A 17,459-nucleotide genomic window follows, 5' to 3' on the forward strand; every position below is an offset into this window, starting at 1 on the left:
TGTGGGTCGGTGACGACTGCTCACTCCATACCCACAGGGCGACGATAATCCTGCAGGCGGGTGACGCGCAGCGCCTTCACGCCATGGCGGTCGATCAGCCGTTGCCAGGAGGCAAGCTCCTCTTCTGACAAGCTGTAGCGGTTGCAGGCTTCGGCGAAGCTCAACAGGCCGGCGCGCACGCCGGCCACCACTTCCGCCTTGCGACGCATCACCCAGCGGCGTGTGTCAGGCGGCGGCAGATCGTCCAGCGTCAGGCTGGTGACGTTGGAGGCCTGGGGGCTGGCGTCGGCAACTTCGTCCGCGCCGTTGCGGGTTAAAATGGTCATTGTTGACCTCAATCAACGGGGTACCCCCATCGATAAGGTCAGCGCCATTAACAAACAGTGAAAGACTGTAAAATAACTTTGGTTACCATTACTTAATGGACAGGACGTTCGACATCTTGATCGGCAGAGTGCCCAACATCAGATGGGGTTCGGTTCCCGTCAGATCGACACCCGTTACCTTGCCGAAGGTCAGAACCTGGGCTTCGATGGCCTTGCCGTCAGACCCGGTGGCCTTGACTTTGGCGACATAGGTACCGTCAGTCAGCTGGTTACCGCTGGCGTCTTTGCCATCCCAATCGACATCCTGAGTTCCGGCATTCTTCGTCAGTTCAATCGTGCGAACCACCTTGTTGGTCTTGCTGTCGCTGATCTCCAGCACGGAGCGGTCGGCCGGCACGTCGGTGCTGACGGTCAGGTGGGCCTTGCCATCCTGTAATGACCAGCCATTGGACTGGATTTCCACTGTCTTTCCCAGATAGCCCAGGGCCTGGTTGGGTTGCCCGTTATTAATGGCGGCCACCATCTCGTCCAGTTTCTTGTTGCCTGCGATCTGCTGTTCGACCTGGGAGTACTGCACCAACTGGTTGGTGAAGGCCGCCGAGTCCTGTGGCTGCAGCGGATCCTGATTTTGCAGCTGGGCCGTCAACAGCCGCAGGAAGGTTTCGTAATTTTGCGAAAGATCCTTCAGGGAGTTGGTGGTGGCGGAAGAGCTGGTCCCGGCACTGGTGTTAGACGTGTTGGTGGTACTGTTGGAAATGCCAGAGATGGACATGGCGTCGTTCTTTCCCGCTCGGGGTTATCTCAGATCCTGACATCCACCCGTCCAGGCCCCAGGACGGGGCGATAGGCAGGGGTTGCCGGGGTCTCTTCCTCGGCATCTTCAGAAGCAAACCGCGTGCCAGACTTCTGGTCCCGCTGTTTATCCTGCTGCTGGCGCTGCGCCTGATCGCCATCATCGCGCAAGGAGAAGCTGAGGCTGTTCTGATCGGTGCTTAGTCCAGCCTCCCGCAGCGCGTTTTCCAGGTTGCGGCTGTCCTTTTGCAGCAATTCCAGGGTCTGGACGCTATCCGCCGTCACTTTGGCCCGCAGCTTGCCATCATTGTTGAATTCCAGCTGCACATCGACCCGCCCCAGATCGTGGGGGCGGAGCTGGATGGAAATCTTGTCATGCCCATCCTGGGCCGCCCGCTGCAGCTGAACGGCCACCTGATAGGTGACGGGTGGGTTGCTCCCAGGGCGATGGGCGGCGCCGGGGGCCGTGGCTTGCTTCAGATGCTGGCTGAAATCCGTTGTGCCGATCTTGTTGCCATCGGCGGCGACGTTAAGGCTGCTCTCTTCCACAGCCAGGCTGCTGGCGTGGCCTTGTGCCCCCTGCTGTTCTGCCCCCAACTCGCCCCCCGTGCTGGCATCAGCCTCCCCGACGGCGCGGGCCAGCAGGGTATCAGCCGCACCGACGGCGCTCGGGCTGGCGCTGGCGGGACGTGGGGCTGCCTGTTGCGGCCGCTCTGCGGCCGCCTCCATGGCCGGGCGTGTCATGGCGTCGGGATCGGTGTGCTGGGGGGCCAGCATCCGGCGCTGCTTACTGGCTTCCTTTACCTCCGCCTTGTAGGGGGCCGGGCTGTCATGCTCCGTCACCGCCACGTCCTTTGCGGCCTGTCCGGCCCCCGTTTCAGCCTGCTGGCGGTTGGCGGGGGTGGCGGCCTGCTGGCGTATGCCGTTGCCCACCGGCCGGTTGAGGCCGGTTGACGGGGCGGCTGTGGTTGTTGCTGTGGCCGCCGTTTCATCATCCGGCGCGGGGGCTGTTGCGGCGGCCATTACGGGTACATCACCCGCTGCTGCTTCCGGGGCCGGCGCGGTAGCGCTGGCTTTCGGCGTCGGTTGCGCGACGCTGGTCACCGGTTGCGGCTGCTGTTGCGGTATTGTTTGCCCTTTCACTGCCGGCTGGTCGGATGGGGCAATGGTGACAGGGGTGGGGGAGGTCGGCATTTCCATCTCACCCTTGTTAGCCGGGGCGGCAGAAATTGCCGGCTGCTGATCCTTCATTGTCGACTGCTGCGCGGGCCCGCTCACGGGGCTTGCGGGGGCTGTCTGGGCCGTATCAAACTGATGGATATTGGCCTTTCCGCTTTCCGTCTTTTGCACCGAGATTGTCACGGCGGGCTGTGGGGCCGCCGCAACGGTAGAGGCTGATGCCGTCTGTTCCGGTACAACCGGTTGTGCCGTCATTTGCGGCGGTACGGCCGGGGTGGTCGGGCCGGCTTGTGTTGCGGTCGGGGCAGTGGTGGTCACCGGGGGCATTGCAATCGGGGTGTCAGCGACAGTTGCGGCCTTAACCCCGGCGATGGCAGTTGGTGCCACCTTATCGGTCATGCTGTTGGAAGCAGGGGCTGAAGCGGGTACGATGATCGGGTCCAGGTTGCTGGATGCCGTCCCGGAAGTCGGCACGGTCGTGCCGGCCGTCATCGGCTGCGCGATGGTAGAACCATTACCCGTTTTGGCCTCCCCCGGCAGGGGGGAAGTGTCGGTGCCAATGCTTGTTCTGGATGCCGCCCCGGAAGTCGGCACGGCCATGCCAGCCGTCATTGGCTGCGCGACGGCAGAACCGTTACCCGCTTTGACATCCCCCGGCAGGGGGGATGGGGCGGCGCCCATGGACGTTGCCTGGGGCTGTGCCGGTGCAGGCTGGGCCAGCTTCGCCGAGGCCAGGACCGTGGCCGCGATCGGGTCACCGGGGGCAACCGGCTGCATACCCGCGGGCAGAACAATCCGGCCGGTCGGTGCCGCCGCTGCGGTCTCCGTGCTGCCGGGTGCCGTGGCGGTGGCCGGCGGGCTGGCTTGACCGGGGACGGTGTTTGCCGGCGCAGCCTTGACCAAGGCTGGGTCATTCTCCGCTGTCGGCTTCATGATGCCCGGCACGGCTGCGTCGCCGGTCGGGCTGCGCTGGTCTGACGGGGTGATGGGACGTTCCTGCCCCATCGCCGCCACCGCAGCGCGGGTGGGGTTCAGCGCCGATGCCCCTGTCAATGGCGGTGCAGGCTGGGGCAGTGCCGCCGACGGTTCGGGCGGACGGGCGGTATTGTCCGGCTGGCCAACGGGCAAAGTGAGGGGCATGGCGGCGGCGGTAGCCGTCGCCATATCCGGGCGGGCCGCTGGCCGTTCCTGCTCGCCGGGGATGACGGTGGCCTGAACCTGTGATGTGGCTGCCTGGGGACGATCTGCGGTGCTGGTAATGCCCTGCTGCGTTGTCGCTGCTGCGCTGGGGGCAATGATTGCGGGTGCCGGTCCCGTGGCGTTGGGCGGGGGGACGGGCCGTTGCTGTCCACTGGCGACGGTCGATGGTGCGGCAACCGTCCCTGTCGCGGCCGGCGTACCCGGCCGACCCAGGGGGGTGTCCTGTCCCGACGTCGCCGCCGTACCGGCTTCTTTGACCGGGACAGACACCGGCTGTTCCGCTTGAATGGTCGGTTTCTCTTGGCCAAGCACCGCCGTCGGCGGCATCGGCACAGGTGCCGGCATGGCCACAGGCGCTGTATCAGCCTTGCCTGCTGCCACTGGGGTCAGGTCGTTGGAGACACCAACCGGTGTTTCCACAATAGTCGTTGCCGGTGCTGTCACCATGACGGGGACGGGGGAGGGCATCAACCCATTGTCGGATGCTGATGCCGGTGCCGCCTGCGTAGGCTTCAGTTCACCTTCCTTCACGTCCGCGCCAGCCTTGGCAGGCTGAAAGGTCGGGAGAGAAGCCTCTTCGACGTCCGATGTACCGGCCACCAGCGCGCGTGCCCGTTGCACGATGCTTTCAACGGTGATCTGTTCCCTGGTGAAATCAACAGGGATCGGCGCACTATGCTGGCTCACCCCGGCCAGCTTTGGCCCGGTGGCGGAGGGGGGCACACCGGGGCGCAGGCCGGTTATCGTGCTGGTACTGATGGGGAGGGCGACGGTTTCCAGAACCGGGCCGGCGGCACCCGTGCCTGTGGCGGCGGCGTCCTGCAGCGTCGCGGCGGCGGTGGCCGCTTGGCCCGTCTTGGCCGTGGCTTTGTCGGCGAACGCCCCCTGCTGCCGCATCAGGGCGCTGAGGTCGTTCAGAAAAGAGGTTACCTCATCGCTGAGCGTCGGTGCGGCTTCACTCGCCTCGCCCATGGCCAGCAGGTTCAGGCCCGCTTGCTGCCAGCGCATTTCGGCGGTTGACGCGGGCATTTGCGATGGCAATGCGGCGGTGTCGGTCGGCACCAGAGCAGGCGCATCCCCCAGGCTTGCCGGAAACACGGAATTCGTTTCGGCCACATCGGCCGGTGGCGCAAGCCCGAGTTTTTCAGAACCAGCGCGCAGGCTGGCACCGCTGCCGGTGCCGCCGGTGGTGCTGGTATTGTCCAGGAAGCCTTTCAGCAGGCGGTTGAAGCTTTCAACCGCCTCATTGCCCGTTGCAGCTGTCTTATCGCCTGCCGCTGTGCCAAGGCCGACCGTGGCACCGGTGGGTGCGGTCGGGGTGGTGAAGAGGCTGGCGATGTCCATGATGGGCTTCCTGCGCTTGTGTCGGCTTCACAGGGATGCAGCCAGCGTGCCAATCGGCGGGCCTTGGAAAGCCTATATGCCGGCGGGTCTGTCCCGCTCGGCAGTTCTGCCGGGCGGTAGTTACTGCCCTGTCCCCCGGCAAGGCTTGCCGGGGGACAGGGAGCCCCCAAGCAAAAGGCGCCCGGCCGGTGGCGGGGCGCCTTTCTGGTGAAGCGGTGAAATACGGGGGCCGGATCCCGAGAGGGATCAAAGCCGCCGGTCGAGCGTCATGCTGGGGGCCGTCTTGCGGGCATAGGCTGCCGGCATCACCATGCCACCGCGCCGCGTATAGGCCCCTTCCTCCGCCCGGGCGCGGTTGATGGCATTGACCATGGTGTTGACGGTGGATTGCGTCACCTGTGCCGCTGCGCGGGCCAACCGTGCATGGGTCAGCGTATGGTCGATGAAACGTTCCGTTTCCTGTTTCAGGCTCTCCCGCACCGCCTCATCCAGGGTACGCAGTTCGTCCGGGTCATATTTGATCGACCGGACACAATCCTCATAGGTGCGGACCATCAGGGTTTTACGGCTGGCAATGTCCGTCAGGGCTGGCAGGTTGCGGCTGCGGATGGCGGCGTTCTCCTCCTCGAACAAGGTCGCCAGACGCTGCATCGCTTCCACCAGCGCTTGCGCGCGGCTGTTTGCACTCATTTTTCCCCCTTTGTCATCATCCCGGCCAATGGATTGCTGCTCTGGGCCTGTTCCTGCATCCGCAGCATGGCCTGCTTGACCTCGCTGGAAATGCCGACGCCGCCAGCCTTGGCGATCTGCTTGCCATATTCTTCGATCATCATGCCGCGCCAGGTTTTCTCCGCCTCGCCGCCGCCGAAATTCGGGTCGGTATCCACGTCGGTCCACATCTGCGACATCATTTGCGACAGGAACACCCCTTCGAAATCCTGCGCGGCCTTATCCACGCCGGGGGCGGTTTCCCCCTGTGCGTCGGGGGATTTCGTGGTGGGCGTGCGGGGCAGGGCGGAACTGCGCACCTGGGCCAGGGCCTGGGCATCAAAGCCGGGGGGGGAGAGTTTGAAGTCGCTCATCACATCACCTCGATCTCAGCCTGGAGCGCGCCAGCGGCTTTGATGGATTGCAGGATGGAGATCATATCACGCGGGCCGATGCCGAGCGCATTCAGGTTATTGACCAGTTCCTGAAGCGAGACGCCTGAGGGCATGACGGCCAGCTTCTTGTCGGCCCCCTCATCCACTTGGATATTGGTCCGGGGCACCGTTGTCGTCTGGCCACCCTGCGACAGCGGGCCGGGCTGGGAAACCTGGGGCGTTTCGGTGATGCGGATGGTCAGGTTACCCTGGGCGATGGCCACCGTGCTGATCCGTACATTTTCACCCATGACGATGACGCCCGACGCCTCATCGATCACCACGCGGGCGGTCTGGTCGGGCTGTACCCGCAATTGCTCCACATCGCGGATGAAGGAGACCAGATCGGCCTTGCGCGCCATCGGCACGTCGATCACCACAGCGGCGGGGTCGATAGCCTTGGCGGTATTGCGACCGAACTGCTGGTTGATGGCCTCCGCCGTGCGCATGGCGGTGGTGAAATCCGGGTTGCGCAGGGACAGGCGCAGGAAGGGCAGGTCGGACAGGGCGAAATCAATCTCCCGTTCCACGATGGCCCCGCCGGCGATCCGGCCATTGGTGGGCACCCCGCGCGTGACGGATGCGGCGGCACCCTGGGCGGAGAAGCCGCCGACGGCCACGGCCCCCTGGGCCACGGCATAGACCTCACCATCTGCACCCAGCAGCGGCGTCACCAGCAGGGTGCCGCCCAGCAGGTTCTTGGAATCCGCCATGGCGGCCACCGAGACATCGATGCGCGAGCCTTGTGAACTGAAGGGCGGTAGGGTGGCCGTCACCATCACGGCGGCGACATTCTTGGTGCGGATCGTGTCGCCACGGACATTGACGCCCAGCCGCTCCAACATGCCGATCAGGCTCTGTTCGGTGAAGGGGGAATTGTTGATCGTATCGCCCGTGCCATTCAGGCCGACCACCAGCCCATAGCCGATCAGCATATTGTCGCGCACACCTTCGATGTTCGCGATATCCTTGATGCGACTCTGCGCCCCGGCGGTGCCGGGCATCAGCATCACGGTCAGCGCCGCCACCAGGGCCAGCAGCAGCATGGGCAGCGGGCGGGAGCGGGTGGGGCGCTGGGGCTGGGTCGTCACCATGGCGTCGATCCGATTCTTCAGAAAGTCATTCGGTTCCGGCGGGCATTGTCGCCTCGTCTCGCCAACAACTATGCCATTTCTATGCCAGTTGAGCCATCGTGCGGCTTTTACGGGGCTTGGCGGCCTCCAGCATCCGATTTCTGCCGGGTGGCGAGGGTATTTCACCGCCGCCCTGATCCTTTGGGAAAAATTTGCCCTATGTGTCCAAGGCGGCGGGATGATACCTATATGATGTATGATCCGAGCTGCCGATACCAAGGTGTCGGTTCCTTAGTCGCTTTGATGGGAAGTTGTTGCCACGGCCATGAAGATCGAGGGTCCAGGTTCCGCCCGCCCCGGCCAGGTCCGGAAGGCGCAGAAAAGCGGCGGCGGCATGTTCGCCAGCCACCTGAATGAGGGGGAGGAGGAAGGGGCTGTCCGCTCTTCCGGCTCGCAGGCGGCTGTCGGCATCAATCCCCTGTTTGCCTTGCAGGAGGTGGATGACGCCCTCTCTGGCAAGCGCCGCCGTGCCCAGGCGCGGGGGGAAGATATTCTGGACCGGCTGGAAGAATTGCGCCTTGGCCTGTTGACCGGCAGCTTTCCGGTGGAAAAGCTGCACGATCTGGTGCGCATGGTGCAGGTGCAGCGGGAGAATCTGGACGATCCTCGCCTGCAGGAAGTGCTGGATGAGATTGACCTGCGGGCGCAGGTGGAGATTGCCAAGCTGACCAGCGGCGGCTGATACGGCCCCGGTTGTTCGGTGCCGGTGGGTTATGGGGGCGGCCTTCGGGCCGCCCTTATTGTTTCCGGGCGGAGAATCCGGGCTTTAACCCTTTGTTCCAGTGGGATTTAAGAAGATTGCATGAGTGCCCTGCAGGAATGTTGCGGGGATGGATGCCTCTCCCTATACTCCGCCCCGTTTCGAGGCCCAGGATCGGACCGCTGAAGATGTCGTCATCATCGTTGCCTCTGTTGCCCGCCGGATATCGTCCCAGCGAGGACGAGGAATATATGAATCCCGTGATGAAGCAGTATTTCCGCCACAAGCTGCTGCAGTGGCGGGCGGAACTGCTGCGGGAATCAAGCGAAACCCTGAACAGCCTGCATGAGGATGGCGGCCTGCAAGAGCCGGACATCGCCGACCGTGCGACGCTGGAAACCGACCGGGCCCTGGAACTGCGCACGCGCGACCGGGAACGCAAGCTGATCTCCAAGATCGACAGCGCCCTGGAACGTCTCGCCAATGACGATTACGGTTATTGCGAGGAGACGGGCGACCCGATCGGCGTCCGCCGCCTGGAAGCCCGCCCCATCGCCACGCTGAGCCTGGAAGCCCAGGAACGGCATGAGCGGATGGAGCGCACCCAGCGCGACGATTGAGTAAAACCAAGGGGCATGTTCCATGCCCCTTGGAGGCCAGCGACTGCTGGCCCGCAGGCGCGCGCCCGCGTGAGCCAAGGCGGCGGATGCCGCCCCCGGCGATTGAGGGAACTCGTATAAAAAAGGCCGGCACCCCATGCCGGCCTTTTTTATTAAGCGTCAGCCAAACAGCCAGCTGTTGATCAGCTGCCGGGAAATGCTGTCTGGCGGCGGCAGGCGGAATGTTTCCGGCTCATGCTGGGCCAGCAGAAAATCCCGGCTGAACCAGCGCGCATCCTCCAGCTCTTCCCCGTCAACACGGATATCCAGCGTGGTGGCGCGGGCATGGAAGCCCAGCATCAGGGAGGAGGGGAAGGGCCAGGGCTGGCTGGAATGATAGGTGATATCCGCCACCCGCACGCCCGCTTCCTCCCAGCATTCCCGTGCCACCGTCTCTTCCAGGCTTTCACCCGGTTCCACGAATCCGGCCAGCGTGGAATACATGCCGGGCGGAAAGCGCGACTGGCGGCCCAGCAGGCAGCGGTCGCCATCATGCACCAGCATGATGACCGCCGGATCGTGGCGGGGAAAGTGGCTGATCCCGCAGGCGGGGTTGGTGCAGCGCCGGCTGTGCCCGGCTTCCGCCACCTCCGTGGCGGCCCCGCAGGTGCCGCAGAATCGGTGCCGTTCATGCCACAGCATCAGCGCCCGCACATAGGCATAAAGGGCGGCCGTCTGCCGGTCCATCAGTCGCGCCACGGCGCGGATTTCCTGGAATCGGCCCAGGGCGGTAAAGGGCGCGGCCGTCTCCGCATCCTCACGGGCGGAGAAATCCAGCGCGAAATAGCTGATCTCACCCTCCACGCCCAGGAAGATGGGGGCGGCACTGGCCAGATCGCGCCACCAGCCATGGTCCGGTGACAGAAAGACGGGCAGGGGCTGATCATCGCTTCCCGCCACCAGATGCTTGCCGCGCCAGTAAGGCACCAGCCGGGTCTGCGGCCCGGCCAGCGCCAATTGGCCGGCCAGCCAGTCAGGGTCTTTGCGTAAGTGGGCTGCGCGGTCCAGACCGCTGCCGGCATAAAAGTTCAGCTTCGCCATGATGTGGCGGCCTTTGCTGTTGCCTGTGCCAACAAGCCATACGCCCGCAGCCGTAAAAGCAAAAGGGGCGCCCCACGCGGGACGCCCCTTCGCAAAGAACAAGCGAATTATACCAGGGGGCATGAACCATGCCCCCTGATAGTCGCCCGATCAGAACTTCATGCGGGCGGTCACACCATAGGTGCGCGGCTCGATGATGAAACCGGTCAGGTTGTTGAAGTCGATCGCCCCTTCCAGGCCGCGCTTGTCCGTGATGTTGCGGACGAAGGCGGACAGGTCGAAGCGGCCGCCATCATAGGCGTAACCAACGCGCAGACCACCGATCCAGCGGGCGTCGGAGTGGAACTCCGCCGATTCGTACAGGAAGAAATTGGCCGTGCTCTTGTACGACCAGTCGGTGAAGGCATAGACCTCGTCATTCTCACCCACCGGGATGCCATAGCGGGCGGTGGTGTTGAAGATCCAGCGCGGGGCCTGCGGGAACGGGTTGCCGTTGATGCTGGCCTGACGCGAGCCGGCGACGGTACGGATCGGGTCCAGCACGGTGCAGCCGCCGGAGCAGGCCGGCACATACAGCGAGGCGTCCTTGATCTCAGTATCGTTGAAGCTGGTGCCGATGGTCAGCAGCAGGTTTTCCACTGGCAGCAGTTCGATGTCGGCTTCAAAGCCCTTGCCAATGCCCTTGTCGGCATTCAGCAGGGTGTTGTTGTTGCTGACGCCGCCGACGGCGGTGAACTGCTGATCCTTCACTTCATAATAGAAGCCGGTCAGGTTGACGCGGGCGCGCTTGCCCAGCAGGTCGGACTTCACGCCGGCTTCATAGGACATCACCTTTTCCGAATTGGCGGTGGTGATGTTCACGCTGCGCGGCTGGATGGTCGGGGCGCGGAAGCCGCTGGCAACGCGCACGAAGCCGCGCACGTCATCGGTGAAGGCGTAATCGGCGGCCAGATCCCAGCTGACGCGCTCGTCGCTGGTCTTGGCGCGGGAGACCGCACCCGCCACCGGATTGCCGGAATTGTAAGCAACTTCGCGGCGCACCAGGGTCTTGTCGTCCTCGGTGTAACGCAGGCCGCCGGTCAGGGTCAGCTGCTCGGTCACGGCATAGGACAGCTGGCCGAAAGCGGCCCAGGTATCGTTATCCTGCACCGAATTGGCCACCGTGGTGCGCTTCAGCACGTCGCTGGAGGAAGCGCCATAGGACAGGTTGGCGAAATCGGCCTTTTCGTTGAAATAGTACAGGCCGGTCTGCCACTTCAGCGGGCCGTCATTGCTCGACGCCAGGCGCAGTTCCTGGGTGAACTGGTCCACACCATTGATCTTGCTGGCCGATTCGACGGAGAAGGGCACAACGCCGGGGCCCTTGCCGGCCACGCCGCCATCCACGTCGCCGCGGGAGAAGGCGTCGACATATTCATAGGCGGTGATGGAGGTCAGGGTGACGCCATCGAATTCATACTGGGCGTTCAGGTTGGCGCCGCGCGAATTGACGTCCTGGGTGTTCTGACCATCCGTGTAGGCATGGTAGGGCGAGAAGCCCGGCACCAGATCGTTGCTGCCCTTCTTGATGATATTGGCGCGGAACACGCGGGCCGTGCCGTTCATCGAGCGGAAATGGCCGTTCAGGTTGGCCGTGAAGCGCTCGGTCGGGGTATAGAGGAACTGGACGCGGCCGGCCGTGTCCTCATAGCCCTCCATCGCGTCCTTCTCGCCGGTAAAGTCGTTATCGACATAACCGTCGCGGCGCTGGTGGGAGAGGGAGATACGGGCCGCCAGCACATTGTCGATCAGCGCACCGCCGACAGCACCTTCTGCCTCAATGGCATTCCAGCGGCCATAGGAGACCTTGCCATAGCCATTGGTCTCGAAGCTCGGCTTCACGGAGCTGACGGAGATGATACCGGCCGGCGTGTTGCGGCCGAACAGCGTGCCCTGGGGGCCGCGCAGCACTTCGATCTGCTCCACGTCGAACACCGGGAAACCCTTCATGATCGGGTTTTCCAGCACCACCTCGTCGTAGACCAGGCTGACCGGCTGGGAGGCGTTCAGGTCGAAATCGGTGTTGCCCAGGCCGCGAATATAGAAGCGCGGGAAGGTGCGGCCGAAGGAGGACTCGGCATTCAGCGACGGGGTGCGGGCGGCCAGGAAGCGGATATCCGCACCACCGGCAGCGAAATTCGCCAGCTGATCGGCCGTGATGGCCGCCACCGACACCGGTACTTCCTGCAGGTTCTGCGAACGCTTCTGCGCGGTGACGATCACTTCGTCCAGCGTGGCAGGCTCGGCGGCCAGCACGGGGGCGGCCATCAGCATGGCAGCAGCGGCAGCACCAGACAGCAGTGCGGCAGTACGGGTACGGTGGTTCAACATGGTTTGCCTGAATGGATTTTGCGGGGGTCAAGCCCGGCTTTGCGGGCCGGGATCGGATGGCGGCGACGGATAATGCTTTGCGCCGCAACATGCAAAGGCGCTGTTGTAACCGCGTTGCAACAAATCCGCCCCTGTGCCCAAACGGCAACGGTGCAATTTTCCCCTTGCCTTGGCGGCGCGGTGCGCCGATATAGGCGGCGGGAGGTTGGCAGCGGGCGAGTCCCTCGCCAACCCGGTCAGGTCCGGAAGGAAGCAGCCGTAACGAGTTTCGGCTCGGGTCGTTCGTCCAGCCTCCCACCTTCAGCACAAATTTTGTCCAATGCAGGGTGCTGTCTTTCAGCGCCAATGCCGCCGTTTGCTGTATCGCGCAATTGCCCATGGCGTCCGGCCCTGGGGGGCACTACATTACAGCCCGACGCTTTCCCAAGCCCGTTGCCGAAGATCAGGCCTGTGACCGACGAGACGACATCAACCAGCCCCGCCGCCGGTGCTGCCTATCGTGTGCTGGCACGCAAGTACCGGCCGCAGAATTTTGATGAGCTGGTGGGCCAGGATGCGCTGGTGCGCACGCTGCGCAATGCCATCCAGTCTGGCCGAATCCATCAGGCCTATATGCTGACCGGCGTGCGCGGCGTGGGCAAGACGACGACGGCGCGTATCATCGCCCGCGCGTTGAACTGCATCGGCCCGGACGGGGCCGGCGGGCCGACCATCAGCCCCTGCGGCGTCTGTGAGATGTGCGTCTCCATCGCCGCTGACCGCAATGTCGATGTGATCGAGATGGACGCCGCGTCCAATACCGGCGTCGATAATGTGCGCGAGATCATTGAGGGGGTGCGCTATGCCCCCTCTTCGGCGCGCTATAAGCTCTACATCATCGACGAAGTGCACATGCTGTCGAAAAGCGCCTTCAACGCGTTGTTGAAGACGCTGGAAGAGCCCCCGCCGCATGTGAAATTCGTCTTCGCCACCACGGAAATCCGCAAGGTGCCGGTGACGGTGCTGTCGCGCTGCCAGCGATTCGACCTGCGCCGGGTGGATCATGGCACGCTGGTCGGCCATTTCACCCGCATCGCCGACAAGGAACAGGTGCCGGTGGAGGCCGATGCCATCGCCCAGATCGCGCGCGCCGCCGATGGGTCGGTGCGCGATGGCCTGTCGCTGCTGGATCAGGCCATCGCGTTGGGTGGCGGATCGGTGACACTGGCTCAGGTGCGCGACATGCTGGGTCTGGCCGACCGTACCCGCGTGCTGGACCTGTTCGAAGCGACGATGACGGGCAAGCCGGCCGAGGCGCTGGATATCCTGGAAGATATGCACAAGCGCGGTGCCGACCCCATTGTCGTCACCCAGGATTTGCTGGACCTTACCCATTTCCTGACCCGCGCCCGCGTGGTGGCGGGTACTGCCGACGATCCCTCCATCCCGGAGGAGGAGCGCACGCGCGGTGTGGCCCTGGCCGGTCGGCTGGGGATGCCGGCCCTGGCGCGGGCCTGGCAGATTCTGCTGAAGGGGCTGGGTGAAATCCAACATGCGCCGGTGCCGATGCAGGCGCTGGAAATGGTGCTGATCCGCCTGTCCTATACTGCTGACCTGCCTACCCCCGGCGATCTGATCAAGAAGATCAACGAGGCGGGCGGGGCCGAAGCGGCAGCCCGCGCCCTGCATGGCGCGGGTGGGGGCGGCCAGGGTGGTGGTGCCACGGCCCTGGGGGGCGGCATGGTGATGGCGGCGGCCCCGGCGGGCGGCGCCCCGATGGCACTGGTGAATGGCGGCGGCCGCGCCATGGCGGCCCTGGCCCAGCCGGTGCCGGCGGTGGCCCCGGCCGCCCAGCCGGCGGCTGTCATCCTGGAAGACCCGCAGAATTTCCGCGAGGTGGCGGAGCTGTTCCTGGCCAAGCGGGAAGGGGTGCTGGCCGGTACGCTGAAAGCCGCCGTGCATCTGGTGAAGTTTGAGCCAGGATTGATTGAGCTGCGCCTGCAACCCTCGGCCCCGCAGAATCTGCCGGGCCGGGTGGGCCAGCTGCTGACGGAATGGACCGGGCGGCGCTGGGTCGTCTCCGTCTCCGGTGCTGCCGGTGAGCCGACATTGGCCGAGCAGGAAAAGGCCGAAGAACTGCGCGTGCGGGCCGAAGCGGCGGAACATCCGCTGGTCAAGGCCATCCTGGAGGCCTTTCCCGGCGCGAAGATTGACACGATCCGTGACCTCTCCGCCGTCACCATGGCGCCGCCACCGGCGGCCCTGCCCGATATTCCCGAAGCGCTGGACGCTTTTGGGGGTGACGAGATGCCCGACAACCCTTATTTCGATGCCCCACCGCCCATGGACGAGGGCGATTATGAAGGAGACTTCTGAGCCATGAAGAATATCGGCCAGATGATGAAGCAGGCCCAGCAGATGCAGGCCAAGATGCAGGAAATGCAGGCCAAGCTGGCCGAGCATGAGGCGACCGGTGTTTCCGGTGCCGGCATGGTCAAGGTCACGCTGAACGGCAAGGGCGACCTGCGCGGCATCAAGATCGACAAGTCGGTCGTTGATCCTGAGGATGTCGAGGTGTTGGAAGACCTGATCACCGCCGCCTTCAATGATGCCAAGGCGAAGGTCGAGGCCTATATGTCGGAACAGACCAACGCCATGATGGGCGGGCTGAAGCTGCCCCCCGGCTTCAAGATGCCGTTTTGATCTGTCCTTTTGATCCCACGATAACGCCCCGGCCCGTCCGGGGCGTTATTGTATGGGCAGCCGGGCTGTTGCTAAACACTGGAACAATTGCTGAACATCGGCTAGGCTCCGCCGCATGATTGGACCTGAAATCGACCGCCTGATCCAGTTGCTCGCCAAGCTGCCCGGTTTGGGGCCGCGTTCGGCGCGCCGTGTCGCCCTGCATCTGATCAAGCGGCGGGATGGCCTGATGGCCCCGCTGGGCGCTGCCCTGGCTGATGCGGCCGCCAATATCCGCACCTGTTCGGTCTGTGGCAATCTGGATAGCCGCGATCCCTGCCATATCTGCACCGACACCAGCCGCGACCCCGCTCTGCTGTGCGTGGTGGAGGAGGTGGGTGATCTCTGGGCGCTGGAACGTACCGGTGCCTTCCGGGGCCGTTACCATGTGCTGGGCGGCACGCTCTCCGCCTTGGAAGGGGTGGGACCGGACGATCTGGCCATCCCCGGCCTGCTGGAACGGGCCTCACACCCGGAGGTGCGGGAGGTGATTCTGGCCTTGAACGCCACGGTGGGTGGGCAGACGACAGCACATTACCTGTCCGACCGGCTGGCGCATTGCGGCGTGGCCCTGTCCCGGCTGGCCCATGGCGTGCCGGTGGGCGGGGAACTGGATTATCTGGATGATGGCACGCTGACGGCGGCGCTGCGCTCCCGCCGCAGCCTTTAAACAGACCGGTCGGGCGGCTGTGGCTCCAGAATCATCAAGATGATCTGACCATCGGGATCATGCGGGTTCTGTCGCAGGCCGGGCGGCGGGTCGCAGAAATGCACCGCGCCCATGATCTGGTCAACCGGCCCGCCGGCCTGTTTGCGCATGGGCAGCAGCAGGCGCCGGAAATAGCGCCACTCCTTGCCCTCGGCCACCAGAAATCCGCTATAGATCAGGGGCTTGCCTTCGTCCAACACCATGTTGAAGATGGCATTACGCCGGGGGGCCGATTCCGGCTTCACCATGTCGTCCAGGTAACGGCCTTCCATGGCATGGCCGAACACTTCCCGCAGGCGCGATCCCGCCAGCCGGCACCGGAACCGCTCCCCCTCCCGCTCATAGATGAACATGCAGGGCAGCAGGGGTCGGGGCAGGTCCACCGGGTCCATCAGCCGGCGGTCGGGAACCTGCCCGCCGGCATCGGCCCAGGCGTGACGCCAGATGGTCAGCAGCGCGCGCAATTCGGGGAAATCGGCCAGCGGTTCGCTGGCCGTGGGCACGGTGCTGATCCTCTCTCTGATCCAGCTTTTCTGCGCCAGTGCCATTGAAACGTTCCGCCCTCTCCGCATCTATGCAGATGATTTTGGATCGGGAGCCGTTAGGTGAAACGCCCCGATCCTGGTTATTTTTTCAACAATGGACGGTTGCGACCGGACCGACAATAGCGGATCAACCGGCCTATCCGCCGGGTTATACCGTTGGATCAGGTCGCTGAAGCGGGAGAGATGATGCGGGCAGAGAGACGGTTGCTGATGCTGGTGGCGGCGCTCTGCCTGACCGGTCTTGTCATCGTGGGTTTGGCCGGTGATCATGTGGAAGGGATGATGCTGACCGTGTGGCGTGATGCCACCGATCCCGCACTTTATCGCCTGCCGCGCTGGCTGTTGATCTATGTTGAGGATCTGACGGCCCTGGGGGGCCTGCCGGTTACCCTCACTGTTGCCCTGCTGGCGGCCCTGCTGCTGCGGCTGCTGGAGCGGCCGGTCGACGCGGCCCTGATGCTGGTGAGTGCCGGGGGCGGGCTGCTGCTGGGGATGGGGTTGAAGCTGGCCTTCGTGCGCCCCCGGCCCGATCTGGTGCCCCATGCGGTGGAGGTCTTGACCTCCAGCTTTCCCAGCAGCCACGCCACCATGTCAACCGTCACCTATCTCAGCCTGGCCTTGATTGTGGCCGACCGGGTGAGCCGGCCCGCCGTAAAGACCTATGTGCTGGCACTGGGCTGCGGCCTGCCGCTGGCCATCGGCCTCAGCCGGGTGGTGCTGGGGGTGCATTGGCCTAGCGATGTGCTGGGCGGCTGGACCTTCGGGGTGGCCTGGATACTGCTGTGCCGTTCTGTCGCTTTCCGCTTTCAGCCCGCGCATTGAGCTTGCCGGCCGATCCGTTCCGCGCGACCCTGCCGGAAATGACCAGCGGGGAGGGGATGATGCGGGCAAGCAGGCTTGTGGTGACCGGAATGCTGGGCCTGCTGTTGCTGGGCGGCTGCTCCCTGCCACGGATGCCGATCATGCCCTGGCGCGACCTGAACCGCGAACGGGCGGAGGCCGCACTGGCTGCACATGATTATGTCATGGCCCAGCGTTTTTATGAGGAGCGGGTACGCGACGAACCGCAGGACATGCTGGCCCATTACCGGCTGGCGGAAATCTATGAAAAGGTCGGCCGGCCCCAGGATGCGGAGCGCCAGTATCGGGTGATTTATGTAGAGGGGGTAACCGACCCGCTACCCCTGCCCGGCGGGATGGAAGGGGAGCCGATGGGGCAGGCGGCCTGGAAACAGATCAACCGTATCCGGGCGGGGGTGCCAGCCCCAACCCCCTGATCACGTCACCCATAACTTTAAACTTGGCGGCTAAGCCATTCATTCCGCTGCGATGGCGGGAGCCATGTCATGGCCATGATCATTGCAGGCGGTGGGGCGGGCAGCCCCCACCATGTCGCGGATCATGCTGACGCAGCGGCCGCATTGCGGGGTCTTGCCACAGGCCTTGAAAACCGATGCGACGCTGGACGCCCCATTTTCCACGGTGCGGCGCACAGACTTGCAGTTGATGGCGTTGCAGACACAGACGTACATGCCATTCCCCGGCCTTTTGCCACCTTCATCTGGCGGCCCCGCCTAGATACTGCAAATCACTCTCAC

At 64.4% G+C, this 17,459-nt stretch carries 17 protein-coding genes and 1 other RNA gene; 8 read left to right on the forward strand and 10 right to left on the reverse strand.

The annotated features are described in order from the left end of the window. Nucleotides 1-20: 20 nt before the first annotated feature. The 6 genes from CHB97_RS26760 to CHB97_RS05455 all read right to left on the reverse strand — a co-directional run bounded on the left by CHB97_RS26760 (nt 21) and on the right by CHB97_RS05455 (nt 7,077). A complete protein-coding gene (locus CHB97_RS26760; RefSeq protein ID WP_089286953.1) occupies nt 21-326 on the reverse strand; it encodes a DUF1153 domain-containing protein in 306 nt (101 codons plus the stop codon). Between the two features lie 88 nt (nt 327-414). Beyond that, nucleotides 415-1,098: a flagellar hook assembly protein FlgD gene (locus CHB97_RS05435; RefSeq protein ID WP_089286954.1), complete on the reverse strand. Its 684-nt coding sequence runs from the start codon at nt 1,096-1,098 to the stop codon at nt 415-417. 29 nt (nt 1,099-1,127) lie between these two features. Next, complete coding sequence (locus tag CHB97_RS05440; RefSeq protein ID WP_089286955.1) at nt 1,128-4,841, reverse strand: flagellar hook-length control protein FliK; 3,714 nt, start codon at nt 4,839-4,841, stop codon at nt 1,128-1,130. Between the two features lie 246 nt (nt 4,842-5,087). Continuing rightward, nucleotides 5,088-5,531 carry a hypothetical protein gene (locus CHB97_RS05445; protein WP_089286956.1) on the reverse strand — a complete coding sequence of 148 codons (444 nt, stop codon included), beginning with the start codon at nt 5,529-5,531 and terminating at the stop codon, nt 5,088-5,090. Beyond that, the gene (locus CHB97_RS05450; protein WP_089286957.1) at nt 5,528-5,923 is read right to left on the reverse strand and encodes a rod-binding protein; all 396 of its coding nucleotides are present in this window, start codon (nt 5,921-5,923) and stop codon (nt 5,528-5,530) included. The genes CHB97_RS05445 and CHB97_RS05450 overlap by 4 nt, the downstream gene beginning before the upstream one ends. Further along, entirely contained in the window at nt 5,923-7,077 is a 1,155-nt protein-coding gene (locus tag CHB97_RS05455) for a flagellar basal body P-ring protein FlgI (protein ID WP_089286958.1), read from the reverse strand. The genes CHB97_RS05450 and CHB97_RS05455 overlap by 1 nt, the downstream gene beginning before the upstream one ends. 304 nt (nt 7,078-7,381) lie before the next feature. Between CHB97_RS05455 and CHB97_RS05460 the strand changes: the two genes are divergently transcribed. After that, on the forward strand, nt 7,382-7,798 hold the full coding sequence (locus CHB97_RS05460) for a flagellar assembly protein FliX (RefSeq protein ID WP_089286959.1): 417 nt from the start codon (nt 7,382-7,384) through the stop codon (nt 7,796-7,798). A 269-nt stretch (nt 7,799-8,067) separates the two neighbouring features. Then, nucleotides 8,068-8,436, forward strand: coding sequence for an RNA polymerase-binding protein DksA (gene dksA, locus CHB97_RS05465; RefSeq protein ID WP_371332962.1), 369 nt, complete (start codon nt 8,068-8,070; stop codon nt 8,434-8,436). 159 nt (nt 8,437-8,595) lie between these two features. Here the strand turns inward: dksA and nudC are convergent, their stop codons facing one another. Beyond that, the gene (nudC, locus tag CHB97_RS05470) at nt 8,596-9,516 is read right to left on the reverse strand and encodes an NAD(+) diphosphatase (protein ID WP_089286961.1); all 921 of its coding nucleotides are present in this window, start codon (nt 9,514-9,516) and stop codon (nt 8,596-8,598) included. 150 nt (nt 9,517-9,666) lie between these two features. After that, nucleotides 9,667-11,886 carry a TonB-dependent receptor gene (locus tag CHB97_RS05475; protein ID WP_089286962.1) on the reverse strand — a complete coding sequence of 740 codons (2,220 nt, stop codon included), beginning with the start codon at nt 11,884-11,886 and terminating at the stop codon, nt 9,667-9,669. Between the two features lie 200 nt (nt 11,887-12,086). On the opposite strand from CHB97_RS05475, the gene ffs reads away from it, so the two are divergent. The 4 genes from ffs to recR all read left to right on the forward strand — a co-directional run bounded on the left by ffs (nt 12,087) and on the right by recR (nt 15,277). Further along, nucleotides 12,087-12,184: signal recognition particle sRNA small type (gene ffs / locus CHB97_RS05480), an RNA gene on the forward strand. Nucleotides 12,185-12,231: 47 nt separating this feature from the next. Beyond that, nucleotides 12,232-14,241, forward strand: coding sequence for a DNA polymerase III subunit gamma/tau (locus CHB97_RS05485; protein ID WP_089286963.1), 2,010 nt, complete (start codon nt 12,232-12,234; stop codon nt 14,239-14,241). A gap of 3 nt (nt 14,242-14,244) precedes the next feature. Then, nucleotides 14,245-14,568: a YbaB/EbfC family nucleoid-associated protein gene (locus CHB97_RS05490; protein ID WP_089286964.1), complete on the forward strand. Its 324-nt coding sequence runs from the start codon at nt 14,245-14,247 to the stop codon at nt 14,566-14,568. Between the two features lie 115 nt (nt 14,569-14,683). Beyond that, a complete protein-coding gene (recR, locus tag CHB97_RS05495; protein ID WP_089286965.1) occupies nt 14,684-15,277 on the forward strand; it encodes a recombination mediator RecR in 594 nt (197 codons plus the stop codon). Here recR and CHB97_RS05500 read toward each other — a convergent pair. After that, entirely contained in the window at nt 15,274-15,864 is a 591-nt protein-coding gene (locus tag CHB97_RS05500; protein ID WP_160105589.1) for a PAS domain-containing protein, read from the reverse strand. The two genes, recR and CHB97_RS05500, sit on opposite strands and share 4 nt — an antisense overlap. A 153-nt stretch (nt 15,865-16,017) precedes the next feature. On the opposite strand from CHB97_RS05500, the gene CHB97_RS05505 reads away from it, so the two are divergent. Together CHB97_RS05505 and CHB97_RS05510 are read left to right on the forward strand one after the other, a co-directional pair. After that, complete coding sequence (locus tag CHB97_RS05505) at nt 16,018-16,683, forward strand: phosphatase PAP2 family protein (protein ID WP_143270722.1); 666 nt, start codon at nt 16,018-16,020, stop codon at nt 16,681-16,683. Between the two features lie 2 nt (nt 16,684-16,685). After that, a complete protein-coding gene (locus CHB97_RS05510; protein ID WP_089286968.1) occupies nt 16,686-17,138 on the forward strand; it encodes a lipopolysaccharide assembly protein LapB in 453 nt (150 codons plus the stop codon). A gap of 39 nt (nt 17,139-17,177) precedes the next feature. Here CHB97_RS05510 and CHB97_RS05515 read toward each other — a convergent pair whose 3' ends face one another. Continuing rightward, nucleotides 17,178-17,393: a bacterioferritin-associated ferredoxin gene (locus CHB97_RS05515; protein ID WP_089286969.1), complete on the reverse strand. Its 216-nt coding sequence runs from the start codon at nt 17,391-17,393 to the stop codon at nt 17,178-17,180. Between the last annotated feature and the right edge of the window lie 66 nt (nt 17,394-17,459).

Source organism: Azospirillum sp. RU38E, assembly GCF_900188385.1.
Taxonomy (GTDB): Bacteria; Pseudomonadota; Alphaproteobacteria; order Azospirillales; family Azospirillaceae; genus Niveispirillum.